This window comes from Pseudomonas sp. GW823-FHT06B06, assembly GCF_058795195.1.
Genome location: NZ_JBXAHO010000023.1, coordinates 36,942 through 54,365, shown reverse-complemented (window position 1 = coordinate 54,365; position 17,424 = coordinate 36,942). Strand labels below are relative to the sequence as shown.

General features: G+C 60.7%; 14 protein-coding genes and 1 riboswitch. Of the genes, 10 read left to right on the top strand and 4 right to left on the bottom strand.

Features of this window, described 5'->3' with window-relative positions:
* Positions 1–3 precede the first annotated feature (3 nt).
* On the top strand, positions 4–822 hold the full coding sequence (locus tag AC1Q8Q_RS20575) for a M48 family metallopeptidase (protein WP_033044000.1): 819 nt from the start codon (positions 4–6) through the stop codon (positions 820–822).
* Positions 823–958: 136 nt separating this feature from the next.
* Here AC1Q8Q_RS20575 and AC1Q8Q_RS20570 read toward each other — a convergent pair whose 3' ends face one another.
* The 3 genes from AC1Q8Q_RS20570 to AC1Q8Q_RS20560 form a co-directional block, all read right to left on the bottom strand.
* The gene (locus AC1Q8Q_RS20570; RefSeq protein ID WP_020799770.1) at positions 959–1,543 is read right to left on the bottom strand and encodes a TMEM165/GDT1 family protein; all 585 of its coding nucleotides are present in this window, start codon (positions 1,541–1,543) and stop codon (positions 959–961) included.
* Positions 1,544–1,632: 89 nt separating this feature from the next.
* Positions 1,633–1,757: riboswitch (yybP-ykoY riboswitch) on the bottom strand.
* Between the two features lie 39 nt (positions 1,758–1,796).
* The gene (locus AC1Q8Q_RS20565; protein WP_083349743.1) at positions 1,797–2,795 is read right to left on the bottom strand and encodes a methyltransferase; all 999 of its coding nucleotides are present in this window, start codon (positions 2,793–2,795) and stop codon (positions 1,797–1,799) included.
* A gap of 33 nt (positions 2,796–2,828) precedes the next feature.
* Positions 2,829–3,794 carry a 2-hydroxyacid dehydrogenase gene (locus tag AC1Q8Q_RS20560; RefSeq protein WP_432668573.1) on the bottom strand — a complete coding sequence of 322 codons (966 nt, stop codon included), beginning with the start codon at positions 3,792–3,794 and terminating at the stop codon, positions 2,829–2,831.
* A gap of 91 nt (positions 3,795–3,885) precedes the next feature.
* Here AC1Q8Q_RS20560 and AC1Q8Q_RS20555 point away from each other — a divergent pair, with 91 nt between their 5' ends.
* The 7 genes from AC1Q8Q_RS20555 (at position 3,886) to AC1Q8Q_RS20525 (ending at position 14,537) form a co-directional block, all read left to right on the top strand.
* Positions 3,886–4,515 carry a LysE family translocator gene (locus AC1Q8Q_RS20555; protein ID WP_020799773.1) on the top strand — a complete coding sequence of 210 codons (630 nt, stop codon included), beginning with the start codon at positions 3,886–3,888 and terminating at the stop codon, positions 4,513–4,515.
* Between the two features lie 152 nt (positions 4,516–4,667).
* Entirely contained in the window at positions 4,668–6,350 is a 1,683-nt protein-coding gene (locus AC1Q8Q_RS20550; protein WP_432668572.1) for a fatty acid--CoA ligase, read from the top strand.
* Between the two features lie 337 nt (positions 6,351–6,687).
* On the top strand, positions 6,688–8,574 hold the full coding sequence (locus AC1Q8Q_RS20545; protein ID WP_033045495.1) for a DUF1302 domain-containing protein: 1,887 nt from the start codon (positions 6,688–6,690) through the stop codon (positions 8,572–8,574).
* 26 nt (positions 8,575–8,600) lie between these two features.
* Positions 8,601–9,965: a DUF1329 domain-containing protein gene (locus AC1Q8Q_RS20540; protein WP_020799776.1), complete on the top strand. Its 1,365-nt coding sequence runs from the start codon at positions 8,601–8,603 to the stop codon at positions 9,963–9,965.
* A gap of 304 nt (positions 9,966–10,269) precedes the next feature.
* On the top strand, positions 10,270–13,008 hold the full coding sequence (locus tag AC1Q8Q_RS20535; RefSeq protein ID WP_492615450.1) for a winged helix-turn-helix domain-containing protein: 2,739 nt from the start codon (positions 10,270–10,272) through the stop codon (positions 13,006–13,008).
* A gap of 75 nt (positions 13,009–13,083) precedes the next feature.
* On the top strand, positions 13,084–13,728 hold the full coding sequence (locus AC1Q8Q_RS20530; protein ID WP_020799778.1) for an MBL fold metallo-hydrolase: 645 nt from the start codon (positions 13,084–13,086) through the stop codon (positions 13,726–13,728).
* 104 nt (positions 13,729–13,832) lie between these two features.
* Positions 13,833–14,537 carry a YiaD family glycine zipper/OmpA-like lipoprotein gene (locus AC1Q8Q_RS20525; protein ID WP_033045649.1) on the top strand — a complete coding sequence of 235 codons (705 nt, stop codon included), beginning with the start codon at positions 13,833–13,835 and terminating at the stop codon, positions 14,535–14,537.
* A 241-nt stretch (positions 14,538–14,778) separates the two neighbouring features.
* On the opposite strand, the gene AC1Q8Q_RS20520 is transcribed toward AC1Q8Q_RS20525, so the two are convergent.
* Positions 14,779–15,213, bottom strand: coding sequence for a Z-ring associated ZapG family protein (locus AC1Q8Q_RS20520; RefSeq protein WP_033045648.1), 435 nt, complete (start codon positions 15,211–15,213; stop codon positions 14,779–14,781).
* Between the two features lie 144 nt (positions 15,214–15,357).
* Between AC1Q8Q_RS20520 and AC1Q8Q_RS20515 the strand changes: the two genes are divergently transcribed.
* Together AC1Q8Q_RS20515 and AC1Q8Q_RS20510 are read left to right on the top strand one after the other, a co-directional pair.
* Positions 15,358–15,987, top strand: coding sequence for an alpha/beta hydrolase (locus tag AC1Q8Q_RS20515; RefSeq protein ID WP_033045646.1), 630 nt, complete (start codon positions 15,358–15,360; stop codon positions 15,985–15,987).
* A 24-nt stretch (positions 15,988–16,011) separates the two neighbouring features.
* Positions 16,012–17,367 (top strand): tryptophan--tRNA ligase, encoded by a 1,356-nt coding sequence (locus AC1Q8Q_RS20510; protein WP_492615449.1) that lies wholly within the window; start codon positions 16,012–16,014, stop codon positions 17,365–17,367.
* Positions 17,368–17,424: the final 57 nt, after the last annotated feature.

Sequence of the window (17,424 nt, the reverse complement as noted above, 5' to 3'; positions counted from 1 at the left end):
TCGATGAACAAGATTTTGGTTGTAGGTGCACTCGGCGCGGCGCTGCTGCTCGCCGGCTGCCAGTCGGTCAACACCACCAGCGGTGGCGCCGTGGGTGTTGAGCGCAAGCAATACATGTTCAGCATGCTGTCCACTGATGAGGTCAATCAGATGTACGCCCAGTCTTATCAGAATACGGTGGGCGAGGCGAACAGCAAGGGTGTGCTGGACAAGACCAGCAGCGATGCCAAGCGCATCCAGTTGATATCCGATCGGCTGATTGCCCAGGCTCCGGTTTTCCGTCCGGATTCGGCCCAGTGGAAGTGGGAAGTCAATCTGATCAAAAGCGATGAGCTCAACGCCAATTGTGGGCCCGGTGGCAAAATCATTTTCTATACCGGCCTGATGGACAAGCTGCAGCTGACCGATGACGAAATCGCCGCCATCCTGGGTCACGAAATCGCCCACGCCCTGCGCGAGCACGGTCGAGAGGCGATGTCCAAGGCCTATGGCATCGAAATGGCCAAGCAGGGCGCCGGTGCCTTGTTCGGCCTGGGCCAGGGTAGCCTGGCTCTGGCGGATGCCGTGGCCAACTACGGCATGACCTTGCCGAACAGTCGGTCCAATGAAAACGAAGCCGACCTGATCGGTCTCGAGCTGGCCGCCCGTGCCGGCTACGACCCGAACGCTGCGATCACCTTGTGGAACAAGATGGCCAAGGCGTCGGAAGGTTCGCCGCCGGAATTCATGAGTACTCACCCGGCTTCGTCGAGCCGTATTTCTTCGTTGCAGGCGGCGATTCCGAAGGTCATGCCGCTTTACGAGCGGTCCAGGAATCACTGATAAATATGCAGTGGGGCCGCTGCCGCCTTCGCGAGCAGGCTCGCTCCCACATTGGAGCTCGATCTAATGTGGGAGCGAGCTTGCTCCGGGCGGCGTTCCGACGAAGAACGATAACGCGGTCTACCGCCCTACACCGTCAAACCCACCCGCTGCTCTGCATCGCCTTGTACACCGCGACAATCGCCAGGACGAAAAATGCCGACGCAGCCAGTCGACGGATCAACGTCAATGGCAGTTTGTCCGCCGCAAAGTTACCCGCCAGAACCACCGGCACGTTGGCAATCAGCATGCCCAGGGTGGTGCCGATGATCACCAGCCACAGTTCAGGGTATTGCGCGGCGAGCATCACGGTCGCGATCTGGGTCTTGTCGCCGATTTCGGCGAGGAAAAACGCAATCAACGTGGTCAGGAACGGTCCGAACTTGCGGGCGGTGCTGGCTTCGTCATCGTCCATTTTGTCCGGCACCAGGGTCCACAGCGCCGTCGCGGCAAAGCTGGCGGCGAGGATCCAGTGCAGCATCGTATCCGAGAAGAAGCTCCCGACCCAGGCGCCTACCGCGCCGGCCGCCGCATGGTTGGCCAGGGTCGCGGCGACGATGCCGGCGATGATCGGCCAGGGTTTGCGAAAGCGGGCGGCGAGAATGAGCGCGAGCAATTGCGTCTTGTCGCCGATTTCGGCCAAGGCAACGATTGCGGTGGGTACCAGTAGTGAATCCAGCATCAGGGGTTTTCCTAAGGGGCGGGTCGACACGGCTATGACACGTACAGCCTTCCCGCCCCGGGTAAGGTGTTCGTGTCATAGGTCTTGTCAAACCCTGCGATCCGTCTGAAGCGGACGCTTGGGTCGCATGCGCCATGGTCTGTTGACCAAGTATGTTGACGCATGCCTGACGAGCATGGCGCTCGTGGGAGACTACTCCCCTAGGACGGAGCGGATTCTGCCTAGGCAGAATCCATTGCGCAAGCACAAAGTTTTATCCGCGTTTGGCACGGTAGATACGGAAACCCTGTCCTTCGGCCTTGATGGCACAAACCCCCAGGTGCTCTTCGATCAGCGGTTGGTACTTGAGGAAGCTATTGGCTACAAGCCGGAGTTCGCCGCCGTTTTTCAGATGTTTGGCTGCTTTTCGCAGCAGGTTCTCTGTGGCGAAATAGTCGGTATGCACCCCGACATGGAAGGGTGGGTTGCTCAGGATGGCGCTCAATCCCATCGGCGCCGCATCGATGCCGTCACCGGTAATCACATCGGCTTCCAGGCCGTTGGCCGCCAGGGTCAGGCGACTGCTGGCAGCGGCAAAGGCATCGACATCCAGCAAGGTGACCTGGTTGTGGGGATAACGACGTTTTACCGCCGCGCCCAACACCCCTGCGCCGCAACCGAAGTCCAGCAAGTGGCCGCTTGGCAGTTTATCCAGGTGTTCCAGCAACAGCGCACTGCCGCGATCCAGTCGACCGTGGCTGAACACGCCTGGCAGGCTGATGACTTTCAACGGGCCTTCGGCCAGCGGCAATTCATAGGTCTGGGCCAAGCTTTCCAGCGGTTTGGCGTCGGGTGCGTTGGCCACGGTGACCAGCCACAGCTGGCAATGCCGCGCACTGTCGAGCTTGCGTGGTTTGCCAAACGGGTTCAGCTGTTTGGCTGCGCCTTCGATGCCGCTTTTTTTCTCACCGACCAGGTACAGCTCGCGACCGGCCAGCCGCGAGGCGAGTGCGTTGAGAATGTAGTCAGTCAGGTCCTTGGACTTGGGCAGAAACACCACGGCGCTATCGAATGCGCGCTCAGGTGCATTAACACCGAAATGGCTGCGCTCGGCAAAGCGCGCATCCAGCGCGGCCTGATCGCCGGCGTGCCAACTCCAGCCATGGGCGTCGGGCAGGCGGCCCAGCAAGTCATCGGCGGGCAGACCGGCCAACAACACCGAACCCTGGAATAATTCAGCCTGACGAAGCAGTACTTCACTGCGCGGATCCATAACTGCTCCTGTGGAAAAAAGTGCCGCAGTTTATCAACTGACGACCCGCAGCGCCTTAGCGCTGAAGTATCCCTGGGCGTTTTCGGTCAACTGGCCGACGATTCGTTGCCGCGCTTCGCGACTGCCCCAGGCGTTGTGTGGGGTGACGATCAGGCGTGGAATGTCCTGGGCCAGCAGTGGATTGCCATTCACCGGCGGCTCCACGCTCAGCACGTCAGTGGCGGCACCCCCCAGGTGACCGTTGCGCAAGGCATTGGCCAGGGCCTGCTCGTCGATCAGGCCGCCACGGGCGGTGTTGACCACGAACGCGCCGGCCTTCATCGACGCCAGTTCACGGGCCCCGATGAAGTGACGGGTGTGTTCGTTGAGCGGACAGTGCAGGGTCAGCGCATCGATTTGCGGCAGCAGCTGTTCCAGCGGCAAGCGGTCTGGCCGGGCAGGGCGACCCGGAATCTGGCCCAGCAGCACGCGCATGCCAAACGCTTCGGCCAGGCGCGCGACCGCGCCGCCCAATTCGCCGTGACCGAGCAAGCCGAGGGTTTTGCCTTGCAGCTCAACGATCGGGTAATCCAGCAGGCAGAACTGCTTGGCTTGTTGCCAGCGCCCTTCACCGACGGCTTTCTGGTAATCGGCCAGGCGCGTTGCCAGGTTGAGCAGCAGCATGATCGTGTGTTGTGCCACCGATGGCGTGCCGTAACCCTGGCAGTTGCACACGGTTATTCCGTGGGCACGGGCGGCCTCGAGGTCGACGTTGTTGGTGCCGGTGGCGCTGATCAGGATCAGTTTGAGTTCGGGGCTGGCCGCGATGGCGGCCGCGTCGATCCGGATCTTGTTGGTGATGGCGACGGTGGCGCCCTTGAGGTGTTCGACCACCTGGTCGGGCAGGGTCTGGGCGAACAGCTGCAGTTCGCTAAAGCATTCGCGCAGGGGGCTGAGGTCGAGATCGCCCAAGTCCAGGGACGGGTGGTCGAGGAAAACAGCGCGGTGAATGTTCGTCATCAACTGTACCTTTTGTGCAATGAACTGAAGGCGTAATCTGCCGAGCCTACCAGATGAAATAAATAGTTACGCTTGGCCTGAAGGAGCCCTCATGTACTGGACCGAGTTCTTGACCGTTGCGCTGATTCACCTGCTGGCCGTGGCCAGCCCCGGCCCGGACTTTGCCGTGGTGGTACGGGAAAGCGTGACCCATGGTCGTCGCGCCGGCACCTGGACGGCGCTTGGGGTCGGTTCGGCGATTTTTCTCCACGTCGGCTACTCGCTGCTGGGCATCGGCCTGATCGTGTCGCAGTCGATCGTCCTGTTCAACGCGTTGAAATGGGCCGCCGCCGCTTATCTGCTGTACATCGGCTTCAAGGCACTGCGGGCGCAACCGGCCAAGGCCGTGACAGACGACCTGCACAAGGAAGCCGGCGAGCGCACCGCGCGTGGCGCCTTCACTTCCGGGTTCGTGACCAACGGCCTGAACCCGAAAGCCACGCTGTTTTTCCTGTCGCTGTTCACCGTAGTAATCAACCCGCATACGCCGCTGGCCGTGCAGGCCGGTTACGGGGTTTACCTGGCGGTGGCGACGGCGATCTGGTTTTGCCTGGTGGCCATGTTGTTCAGCCAGCAGCGCGTGCGCGCCGGTTTCGCCCGCATGGGGCACTGGTTCGACCGGACCATGGGCGCGGTGTTGATCGCCATTGGCGTGAAACTCGCGTTGACCGAGATGCACTGAGCTTAACGGTCCACGTTTACCGGCGAATGCTGGCGCAATGCCGGTATTCGTACGGCTCTGCAAATCATTCCTTTGGCTGATTTGGCTGGCGATCAGGGGCACTACAGTGCTCACTCTACAGCCACGACCGAGTAGTCAGAAAAGGGATTCTTATGTTGCAGACTCGCGTTATCCCCCCAGCCGAAGGCGCTTACCAGTATCCGCTGCTGATCAAACGGCTGCTGATGTCCGGTGCGCGTTATGAGAAAACCCGTGAGATCGTCTACCGCGACCAGTTGCGCTACAGCTATCCGACCCTGATCGAACGGGTCGCACGGCTGGCCAACGTGCTGACGGCTGCCGGGGTCAAGCCCGGGGATACCGTGGCGGTGATGGATTGGGACAGCCACCGATACCTGGAATGCATGTTCGCCATTCCGATGATCGGCGCGGTGATCCACACCATCAACGTGCGCCTGTCGCCCGAGCAGATCCTCTACACCATGAATCACGCCGTGGACCGCTTTGTCCTGGTCAACAGCGAGTTCGTGGGACTGTACAACGCGATCGCCGGGCACCTGACCACGGTCGAGAAAACCCTGCTCCTGACCGACCTCCCGGAAAAGACGGCCGACTTGCCAAACCTCGTCGGTGAGTACGAGCAATTGCTGGCAGCGGCAAGCCCGCACTACGACTTCCAGGACTTCGACGAAAATTCGGTGGCGACCACGTTCTACACCACGGGTACCACCGGCAATCCCAAGGGCGTGTACTTCACCCATCGGCAGTTGGTGCTGCACACCATGGGCGTGTCGACGATCATGGGGTCGATCGACAGCGTGCGCCTGCTGGGCACCAACGACGTGTACATGCCCATCACGCCGATGTTCCACGTACATGCCTGGGGCCTGCCCTATGTGGCGACCATGCTCGGGCTCAAGCAGGTGTATCCGGGACGCTACGATCCGGAGTACCTGGTGGAGTTGTGGCGCAAGGAAAAGGTCTCCTTCTCGCATTGCGTGCCGACCATCCTGCAAATGGTCCTCAATGCCAAGGCTGCCCAGGACACCGACTTCGGAGGCTGGAAAATCGTCATCGGTGGCAGTGCGCTCAATCATGCGTTGTACGACGCGGCCAAGGCCAAGGGCATTCAATTGACCGCTGCCTACGGCATGTCGGAAACCGGCCCACTGGTATCGTGCGCTCACCTCAATGACGAATTGATGGCCGGCTCCGAGGACGAACGCACCACCTATCGGATCAAGGCCGGTGTGCCAGGGCCGTTGGTGGAGGCGGCAATCGTCGACACCGAAGGCAATTTCCTGCCCGCCGATGGTGAAACCCAAGGTGAACTGGTGTTGCGCGCCCCGTGGCTTACCGAGGGTTATTTCAACGAGCCGCAGAAGGGTGCCGAGCTCTGGGCCGGCGGCTGGCTGCACACCGGGGACGTGGCGACCCTGGACAGCATGGGCGTGATCGATATCCGCGACCGCATCAAGGATGTGATCAAGACCGGCGGCGAGTGGATCTCCTCCCTGGACCTCGAAGACCTGATCAGTCGCCATGCGGCGGTACGCGAAGTAGCAGTGGTGGGGATTGCCGATCCGCAGTGGGGCGAGCGGCCGTTTGCCTTGCTGGTGCTGCGCGAGGGCCATGCCATTGGAGCCCGGGAACTCAAGGAGCATCTCAAGCCGTTCGTGGAACTGGGGCACCTGAGCAAGTGGGCCATTCCAAGCCAGATCGCCATTGTTACTGAAATTCCCAAGACCAGTGTCGGTAAGCTCGACAAGAAGCGAATTCGCGTCGACATCACCGAGTGGCAGGCCAACAACAGCACCTTCCTCTCGACGCTTTAAGCGTCCCTTGGCGTGCCCAAAAGGGCACGCCAGCCCCACCAAGCAAGCGCTTGGCTTGTCAAATTCGTATTTTCAGCCATTCTTGCCGGGCCGACTGGTGTCGGCATGGCAAAGGACTGGTCCAGAGTGCCTGGCAGGCGCAAATCACACTTTAGAGGGATCAAGCACTACTACCTGCTGGCTATAGTCCGCTCAAGGATTTTTAAGAACGGAGCAAACGCACAAACCGGGGCGATGCAACTTTGGAATGACTTTGGGAAGCCGTGGCTCCCTGTTATCCAAGCGTTTTTAGAAGTGCTATTTGCCATAACAATAAAATGCACATGGAGAAGCGTCGATGACATCAGTAAACCAGTTCTGGCGCCGGGCGAAATTGCCGTTGGCCGTCAGCCTTGCCTCTACGCTCGCCGGGCCTGCATTCGGCGTCAGTTTCAACATCGGTGAAATCGAAGGTCAGTTCGACTCTTCCCTGTCGATCGGCGCGAGTTGGTCTACTGAAAGCGCCAACAAAAACCTCATCGGCGTCAACAACGGCGGTCGTGGCCTGTCCCAGACTTCCGATGACGGCCACCTGAACTTCAAGAGCGGTGAAACCTTCTCGAAAATCTTCAAGGGCATCCATGACCTTGAGCTGAAGTATGGCGACACCGGCATTTTTGTCCGTGGCAAATACTGGTACGACTTTGAACTCAAGGACGAAAGCCGTCCGTTCAAGGACATCAGCGACGACAATCGCAAGGAAGGCGCCAAGTCCGCTGGCGGTCAAATCCTCGATGCCTTCGTCTATCACAACTACGCCATTGCCGATCAGCCGGGTTCCGTACGCCTGGGCAAGCAAGTGGTGAGCTGGGGTGAAAGTACCTTCATCGGCAGCGGTATCAACTCGATCAACCCGATCGATGTGTCCGCATTCCGCCGTCCCGGTGCCGAGATCAAGGAAGGCCTGATCCCGGTCAACATGTTCTACGTGTCGCAGAGCCTCACCGACAATCTTTCGGCTGAAGCCTTCTACCAGATCGAATGGGACCAGACTGTCGTCGACAACTGCGGTACGTTTTTCTCTCAGCCCGACATCATTGCCGACGGTTGCGACAACAACCTGCGCGTGCTGAACAAGCGCTCGACCATTCCGGCCGCCGCGCTGCCAACACTGACGCGACTGGGCGTCGACGTCGACAACGAAGGTGTGCTGGTGCGCCGTGGTCCGGACCGCGATGCGCGGGACAGCGGGCAGTGGGGCGCATCCCTCAAGTACATGTTCGACCCGCTGGACACCGAATTCGGTGCCTATTTCATGAATTATCACAGCCGTGCGCCAATCTTCAGCGCCACTGGTGCTCCGGCATCGACTTTTGCCGGTGTAGCTGCCTTACCAGCGCAATTGCGCGCTTTGGCGCCTCTCATCGTTGCGGGTAACTCGAGCTACTTCGTCGAGTATCCGGAAGACATCCGCCTCTACGGCTTGAGCTTCTCCACCACCCTGCCTACCGGTACGGCGTGGAGCGGTGAGATCAGCTACCGTCCGAACGCTCCGGTGCAGCTCAACTCCACCGATATCCTGTTCGCCGGTGTGCGCCCATTGGGCGGTGCATTGACCAACGCTTCGCTGCTTTCGGCCCCACCAGGCTCGGACCTGCACGGCTACCGCCGCAAGGAAGTGACCCAGTTCCAAACAACCCTGACGCACTTCTTCGATCAGGTCATGGGCGCCAGCCGTCTGACTCTGGTGGGTGAAGTCGGCGTGACCCATGTCGGCGGTCTGGAAAGCACCTCCGACGTGCGCTACGGCCGTGACCCGGTCTACGGTCCTGGCGAACTGCCTGCAACCGGTGGCCAGAATACCTGTATCGCCCTCAACCAGAGCACGATCAACGGTGCCGGTCCGGGTACGCCGACCAACAACCTCAGCCGCAATTGCAACAACGAAGGCTTCACCACGGCGACTTCATGGGGCTATCGCGGTCGCGCCATCTGGGAATACAACGACGTATTCGCCGGTGTGAACCTCAAGCCGAACGTGGCCTGGTCCCACGACGTGGAAGGTTACTCCCCTGGCCCAGGCGGCAACTTCGAGGAAGGTCGCAAGGCGGTCAGCCTGGGTGTCGATGCCGAGTACCAGAACACCTACACCGCAAGCCTGGCGTACACCAACTTCTTCGACGGCAAGTACACCACCGTGGATGACCGCGACTTCGTTGCGCTCAGCTTTGGCGTGAACTTCTAAGCACTATTTTCAGGACGAGTACACACATGAAAATAACCAAGAGTCTGTTCCACGCCGGTGTCCTGGGACTGTCGTTGCTGGCGACCAGCGTAATGGCAGCGGTCCCGGCGGCAGAAGCGGACAAGCTGGGCAAGAGCCTGACCCCGATGGGCGCCGAAATGGCGGGCAATGCCGACGGTTCGATCCCGGCCTGGAAACCGATGCCGAAAAATGCCGGCAGCGTCGACAGCAAGGGTTTCCTGTCCGATCCGTACGCCAGCGAAAAACCGCTGTTTACCATCACCGCGCAGAACGTCGACCAGTACAAGGCCAAGCTCGCTCCGGGCCAATACGCGATGTTCAAACGCTACCCTGAAACCTACAAGATGCCGGTTTACCCGTCCCATCGCGGTGCCACCGTGCCGGATGAGGTGTTCGCCTCCATCAAGAAGAACGCCACCACCACCGAGCTGGTATCAGGCGGTAACGGGCTGAAAAACTTTGAAACCGCGATACCGTTCCCGATTCCGAAAAGCGGCGTGGAAGTCATCTGGAACCACATCACCCGTTATCGCGGCGGCAGCGTAACCCGACTGGTCACCCAAGCCACGCCACAGCCGAACGGTTCGTTCAGCCTGGTGTACTTCCAGGACCAGTTCGTATTCCGTGACAAGATGAAGGACTACGATCCGGCGAACCCGGGCAACATCCTGTTCTACTTCAAGCAGAAAGTGACCGCGCCGGCACGTCTGGCCGGTGGTGTGCTGCTGGTGCACGAGACCCTCGACCAAGTGGCGGAACCGCGTTCGGCATGGGTCTACAACGCCGGTCAACGTCGCGTGCGTCGTGCGCCACAAGTGTCCTATGACGGACCGGGTACCGCGGCAGACGGCCTGCGTACCTCCGACAACCTGGACATGTACAACGGCGCGCCGGATCGTTACGACTGGAAGCTCGAAGGCAAGAAAGAGATGTACATCGCTTCCGACGCCTACAAGCTCGATGATCCGAAGCTCAAGTACAGCGACATCATCAAGGCCGGCCACATCAACCAGGACCTGGCTCGCTACGAGCTGCGCCGGGTATGGCATGTGGTGGCAACCTTGAAGGAAGGTCAGCGCCACATCTACGCCAAGCGTGACTTCTACATCGATGAAGACACCTGGCAGGCGGCTGTGATCGACCACTACGACGGTCGTAATCAACTCTGGCGCGTGGCGGAAGCTCATGCCCAGAACTATTACAACGTCCAGGTGCCGTGGTACACCCTGGAGGCTCTGTACGACCTGCAATCGGGTCGTTACCTGGCACTGGGCATGAAGAACGAAGAGAAGTCGGCGTATGACTTCGGCTTCACTGCCACCACCAGCGACTTCACCCCGGCGGCATTGCGCCAGGATGGTGTTCGCTAACGTGCAATGACCTGAGGCCGCATCCTCCGGAAAAACGCCCCGACTGGTTCGGGGCGTTTTTTTTTGCGTTTTCACTGTAGGAGCGAGCATGCTCGCGAAAAACCAGAGAGCACCGCGTGGTGCCAGACTTCACGCGCTATCGTTCACGACCATCGTCGGAACGCCGCCCGGAGCAGGCTCGCTCCTACAGTGTGTGTAGACTTTTTGTAGCCATTTGTAGCAATAACCTTCATTCCGTCCTCGTTTACCGCTAGTCTGCGGACATCTGCAACGCCGCCACCCGCAACACTAACAAGAGCCGGCCATGACTGATCTGTCCCCACCACCAGGTCCTGCAAGCATCGCTGTCGCCGCGCTGGACGGGCGCTTTTTCAGGCCGCCATTGCCGGACGGCCATGTGCTGCGTCCACGCTTGTGCGAGCGCCTGAGCGCCGGTCTCGGTGGCAGGTTGCTGCTGGTCAGCGCACCGGCCGGGTTCGGCAAGAGTTCGTTGGCGGTGGAGTTCTGTCAGGCACTGCCGCCGCACTGGCAAAGTCTCTGGCTGGGTCTGAGTCCGCGTGACAACGACCCGGGCCGGTTCCTCGAGCGGTTGCTCGAAGGCCTGCAGGATTTTTTTCCGCAACTGGGCAGGCAGTCCCTCGGATTATTGAAGATGCGCCAGCGTCATCAGCCGTTCGCCTTCGAAGAATGGCTGGACGGGCTGCTCGACGAGCTGGCCGTGCATCTATCGACGGCGAGCCCCCTGTTGCTGGTGCTCGATGACTATCACCTGGCCCAGGGGCCGGTGCTCGATCGCTGCCTGCAGTTTTTCCTCAACCACCTTCCTGATGGCTTGCTGGTGATGGTCACCAGTCGGCAGCGTCCGGACTGGCACCTGGCGCGGTTGCGCCTGTCGCGCCAACTGCTGGAGTTGCATGAGCAGGATTTGCGCCTGACCCACGATGAAGCCTTGAGCCTGCTCGATCGGCACAGCAGTTCGTTGCGTGGCGAGGCGCTGGAAAACCTGATCCAGCGCAGCGAAGGCTGGGTTGCCGGGTTGCGCTTCTGGTTGCTGGCCGCCTCCGAGGCAGGCAATCAGGGGGCAATGCCCCAGGCACTGCACGGTGGGGAAGGATTGATCCGCGATTACCTGCTGGAGGAGGTGATTGATTGCCTGCCCGCCGAGGTACAAGCCTTCCTCTACGACACCGCCCACCAGGAACGTTTTTGCAGCGAACTGTGCGACGCCATTCGCGACGCCCATGACAGCGCCGAAATCCTGCGCTTCCTGGCTGCCCACCAAGTGTTCCTGGTGCCGCTGGACGAACACGGCCACTGGTATCGCTATCACCATCTGTTTTCCGACCTGCTACGCACCCGGCCGGGCGCGCAATCGATGGTGCCGGCCGCCAGCCTGCACCTGCGTGCCTGTCGCTGGTTCAACGCCCAAGGCTTGCTCGATGAAGCGGTCGAGCAAGCGTTGCGAGCCGGGCACCTGGACGTTGCGGCAAACCTGGTGCAAAACCTTTCCGAAGAACAACTGCTGGCCGAACAGAACGTCGGCATGTTGCTGCGCTGGAAAATGGACTTGCCCGATAGCCTGCTGATCAGCACGCCTCGCCTGATCGTGCTCTACAGCTGGGCGTTGGGCCTGGCCTGCCAGCTGGACGCTGCCGAGGAACTGGCCAGCCACCTGAGCCGCTTCCTGCCAGCGCCGTCGGCCACCGCGCAGAAGTCGATGCTGGCGCAATGGCTGGCCCTGAGCGGGATCATCGCGCGCGGGCGCGGTAACCGCGAGCTGACCCTACGTTACTGCACCGAAGCGCTGGAGAGTCTTCCGTGCAAGCGCTATGGCCAGCGATTGATGTGCCTTTCGACCCTGTCCAACCTGGCGATTGCCGATGGCGACATGTGGCGTGCCAGGGCGTTGAACCGTGACTCCCTGGAACTTGCGCAACGGGTTGGCAATCCGCTGTTCGAGGCGCTGGCCCACTACGACCGCGCTCGTGTGTTGCAGGCGCGGGGCGAAATACTGCGAGCACTGGATGAAGTCCGCCAAGGGCTGCAACGCTTGCAGGGGCTACCGGCGCAGCGGCTCTTTGCCGTACGTGCCCGACTGACGTTGTATGAGGGCTTCCTGTTGGCCTTGCGCCTGCAACCTCAAGCGGCGCGGCTACGCTTGCAGGCCGGTTTAGGTGAAGCCCGCGCCTGTCGTGATATCAGCGTGCTGATCGGCCATTGCGTGATCGCCCGGCTTGAAGGCAACAGCGGTGAGTTCGCCAAGGCCTTTGCCGAGCTCGCCGAAGCCGAGCGGCTGATGCACATCTGGGACGTGCCGCCGATCTACTACCTGGCAATGATTACCCTGGTCAAATGCGAACTCTGGCTGGCCCAGGGGCGTACCGACCTGGCGCAAGCCTGGCTGGCGCGCTTGGGGCAGACCTACAACGGCGAGCAACCCGCCGCGCCACCGGAGTTCCATCCGCAACTGCCGCTGCACATCGAACTGCAGCAAGCGTTGCTGGAGGTCATCCAGAACCAGCCGATGCTGGCCGAAGGGCGATTGAACGCGCTGCTCGAACATGGTCAGCAAACCGGTCGGCAGATGCTCAGTGCAATGGCGCTGACGCAAAAAGTTTCGCTGTTGCTGGCCAGCGGGCGCGAACCCGAGGCCCGCAAGGCGCTGGTCCAGGCATTGGACGCCGCAGCCGGCGGCGTATTGCAACCCTTTGAAAAGCTATTGGCCGAGCATCCGGACTGGCTGCGTGGGCAGCTTCAACTCTGTGCGCCGACCCCGGTTACCCAGGAACTTGCAGACAAACTTCCAGCCATGACCTCTCGCCCGACGCTGGAGCCCATCCCCGCGTCAGAACAACTCAGCACCCGGGAAATGGCCGTCCTGCGCCTGATCGCCCAAGGCTGCTCGAATCAGGAAATCAGCGACCAGCTGTTCATTTCGCTGCATACGGTGAAAACCCATGCCAGCCATATCAACAGCAAGCTGGGGGTAGAGCGGCGCACGCAGGCGGTGGCGCGGGCGAAGGAATTGGGGGTGTTGGTGTAGCGTTGGGTCCCTCACGTCCCCGCAATCGGACATGCCTGTGCCAGAATAGGCCATCCATTTTTCCCAGGAACACCCATGGACGCTGCCAAACCTGCGCTGATCCGCGAAACCTTCCCTGTCGGCCCGTTGCAGTGCAACTGCACGATCATCGGCGACCCGATCACGAAAAAAGCCATCGTGGTCGACCCGGGCGGCAATCACGAACTGATCCTCGCGCGGCTCGATGCTTTGGGCTTGAAGGTGGTCAGTATCATTCACACCCACGCGCACCTCGATCACTTCCTGGCCTCTGGCCAGTTGAAGGAAAAAACCGGCGCCACCCTGCATCTGCACAAGGAAGATCAATTTCTTTGGGACAACCTGGAGATGCAATGCCAGATGTTCGGCGTGCCCTACACGCCGGTACCGTCACCGGACCGCTGGCTGGCAGACGATGAAGAGTTGGCGTGTGGTTGTGGTGTGGCTTTGCACACACCGGGTCACACCCCAGGCTCCATGAGCTTCTGGTTCGCCGACGCGAAGCTGCTGATCGCCGGGGATACCTTGTTCCGGCGCGGGGTAGGGCGCACGGATCTATGGGGCGGCGATCAGGCGACCATCGTGCGTTCGATCAAGCAGCGCTTGTATACCCTCGACGAAGAGGCGACGGTCGTGGCCGGACATGGTCCGGATACGCGCTTGGGTGATGAAATGCGCGAGAACCCTTTTGTTCGCGCCTGATTTGTAACGAGTGGAATTTTTACCTCGGGAAATGATCCAACGCCGGCAATGGTTCGATGCTTGAAACCGTTGCACCACAGAATGCAAAAAAGTAGGAGCTCTACATGTTCACCACGCCTCGTTTGATTATTGTCGCTACTGCCGTGGCTTTGTTGGCCGGTTGCGCATCGCCCAACCCCTACGACAACCAGGGCCAGGCCGATAGCGGCTCCACGGGCATGAGCAAAACCGCCAAGTACGGTGGCCTTGGGGCTCTGGCAGGTGCAGTGGCCGGTGCTGCCATCAACCACGACAACCGTGGCAAGGGCGCGCTCATTGGTGCTGCTGTAGTGGGTGCTTCCGCCGCGGGTTACGGCTACTACGCCGACCAGCAGGAGAAAAAACTGCGTGCCAGCATGGCCAACACCGGTGTCGAAGTGCAGCGTGAGGGTGATCAGATCAAGCTGATCATGCCGGGCAATATCACGTTCGCCACCGATTCGGCGAACATCGCTTCGAGCTTCTACCAGCCGCTGAACAACCTGGCCGGCTCGCTGAAAGAGTTCAACCAGAACCAGATCGAAATCGTCGGTTACACCGACAGCACCGGCAGCCGCCAGCACAACATGGACCTGTCCCAGCGTCGTGCCCAGAGCGTGGCGACCTACCTGACCTCGCAAGGCGTGAGCGGCGCCAACCTGAGCGCCCGCGGCGCCGGCCCGGATAACCCGGTCGCCAGCAACGCCGATGCCAATGGTCGGGCGCAGAATCGCCGGGTAGAGGTCAACCTGAAGGCGATTCCAGGCCAGCAGTACGGTGCTCAGCAATAAGGCAACGTCGCCTGACTGAACCCCAGGCATAAAAACCGCCCGATCTTAAACAGACCGGGCGGTTTTTTTGTGTTGCCACAACGGGCCCCATCGCGAGCAGGCTCGCTCCCACATTTGAAGCGCATATTCCTGTGGGAGCGAGCCTGCTCGCGAAGGGGCCGGCACAGGCAAAGAGGCATTCAGAAACAAAAAGCCCTCGAACATTCACATGTCCGAGGGCTTTTTCACACCTGAAACCTGATTACTTCTTCAGGCCGTAATGCTCATCGAGCATGCCCGGCGCGTTCGGGGCTTTCGGTGCGTAGTCGCGCGGTGGTTCCTGATTGCGCGGCGGCGTCAGGCGTTCCCGTGGAGCCTGCGTTGCATCGGCGTGCAGGGAAGCCAGCAGGCGTTGACGAGTCTGTTCGTCCAGGGCCAGGCGGTTGGCACCCTCGGCGAGATGATCCTGCACTTCCTGATAGCTTTGAGTCAGTTTCTTGACCAGTGTCGCTGTGCTGTTGAAGTGGGTCACCACTTCGTTCTGATAATTGTCGAAACGTTCCTGAATATCGTCCAGCTGACGTTGCGTGCTGCTAGGCGCGGCATTCGGCGCAAGGCGAGCGATCAGAAACCCAATGGCGACACCCACAACCAGGGCAAGAGTCGGTAACAACCAAACTAAGAGCGAGTGTTCCACGAGTCCTTCCTCTATAAACGGCTTTGCTTTACGTTAACGGCTCGAACCTGCGCTGTATACCGCGATTCACTCGCAATAGACAGCCACAGACAATTTGCTAGACGAGTCGACCCGATTCGAGGTCACGGAGTTCCTTCCTTGCTTATGCGCGAAACACCTGTAGTGATTGATGGCCCTGTCGGCCAACTGGAAGCACTGTACCTGGACAACGAGCAGTCGCGTGGCCTGGCGCTCATCTGTCATCCGAACCCGGTGCAAGGTGGCACCATGCTCAACAAAGTGGTCTCGACGTTGCAGCGCACTGCGCGCGACGCCGGACTGATCACCCTGCGCTTCAACTATCGGGGCGTCGGTGCCAGCGAAGGCACCCACGACATGGGCACCGGCGAAGTCGACGATGCCCAGGCCGTCGCCGAATGGTTTCGGGCCCGACACCCGGAATTGCCGCTGACCCTGTTCGGTTTTTCCTTCGGCGGCTTTGTTGCAGCAAGTCTCGGCGGGCGCCTCGAGGCCAAGGGCGAGAAGCTCAAGCATCTTTTCATGGTCGCACCGGCGGTCATGCGTCTGGGCGCTGAAGATCAACTGCCGCAGCAGGGCGAATTGACGTTGATCCAGCCGGAAACCGACGAAGTGATCGATCCGCAGCTGGTTTACCAATGGTCCGACAAGCTCGAACGTCCCCATGAGCTGCTGAAAGTGGCAGAATGCGGACACTTTTTTCATGGCAAGCTGACCGATCTCAAGGATCTGATCCTGCCGCGTCTCTCGAATTGATTGCAGTCTGACAAGCGATTACCCATGACGACTCGTACCCGTATCCTCACCGGCATCACCACCACCGGCACGCCGCACCTGGGCAACTACGCAGGCGCCATCCGCCCGGCGATCCTTGCCAGCCGTGACAGCAATGCCGATTCGTTCTATTTCCTGGCCGACTACCACGCCCTGATCAAGTGCGATGACCCGCTGCGCATCCAGCGCTCGCGCCTGGAGATCGCCGCGACCTGGCTGGCCGGTGGCCTGGATGTGGACCGCGTGACCTTCTACCGTCAGTCCGACATTCCGGAAATCCCCGAGCTGACCTGGCTGCTGACCTGCGTCGCCGCCAAGGGCCTGCTCAATCGCGCCCATGCCTACAAGGCCTCGGTGGACAAGAACATCGAGACCGGTGAAGACCCGGACGCCGGCATCACCATGGGCCTGTACAGCTACCCGGTGCTGATGGCCGCGGACATCCTGATGTTCAACGCGCACAAGGTGCCGGTCGGTCGCGACCAGATCCAGCACGTGGAGATGGCCCGGGACATCGGCCAGCGCTTCAACCACCTGTTCGGCCAGGGCAAGGAATTCTTCACCATGCCTGAGGCGTTGATCGAGGAAAGCGTGGCCACGCTGCCGGGCCTGGACGGCCGCAAGATGTCCAAGAGCTACGACAACACCATTCCGTTGTTCAGCAGCGCCAAAGAAATGAAGGATGCGATTTCCCGTATCGTCACCGACTCCCGTGCACCGGGTGAGGCAAAAGATCCGGACAATTCGCACCTGTTCACCTTGTTCCAGGCGTTCACCACCCCCGCGCAAGCTGACGAATTCCGCAGCGACCTGCTGCAGGGGCTGGGTTGGGGCGAGGCGAAGAACCGCCTGTTCCAACTGCTGGACAGCGAGCTGGGCGAGTCCCGCGAGCGTTACAACCAACTGATCGAGCGCCCGGCGGATCTTGAAGACATCCTGCAGCACGGGGCGAAAAAGGCGCGGACAGTCGCGACTCCTTTCCTCAACGAATTGCGCGAAGCGGTAGGCCTGCGTTCGTTCGTTGCCCAGGCTCAAGTGGCAACGACCACCAAGAAGAAAGCCGCGAAGGCTGCGCGTTTTGTCAGCTTCCGTGAAGATGACGGCAGTTTCCGCTTCCGTTTGCTGGCGGCCGATGGCGAGCAACTGTTGCTGTCGCGCAACTTCGCCGACGGTAAAACCGCCGGGCAGGTGACCAAACAGCTGCAGTCGGGCCAGCCATTGGACGTGCGCAGCGAAGCCCTGGGCTTCAGCGTCTGGCTTGAAGATCAGTGCGTGGGTGACAGCCCGGCGTTCGCTGACAGCGGCGCGCGTGATGCGGCGATCGAGGCTTTGCGGATCGCCCTGACGCCAGTCCAGGAATAATCAACGGCTCGGCCCGACCAAGGGCTGATTGCCATTCCCACGGGCCATCGCTACAGT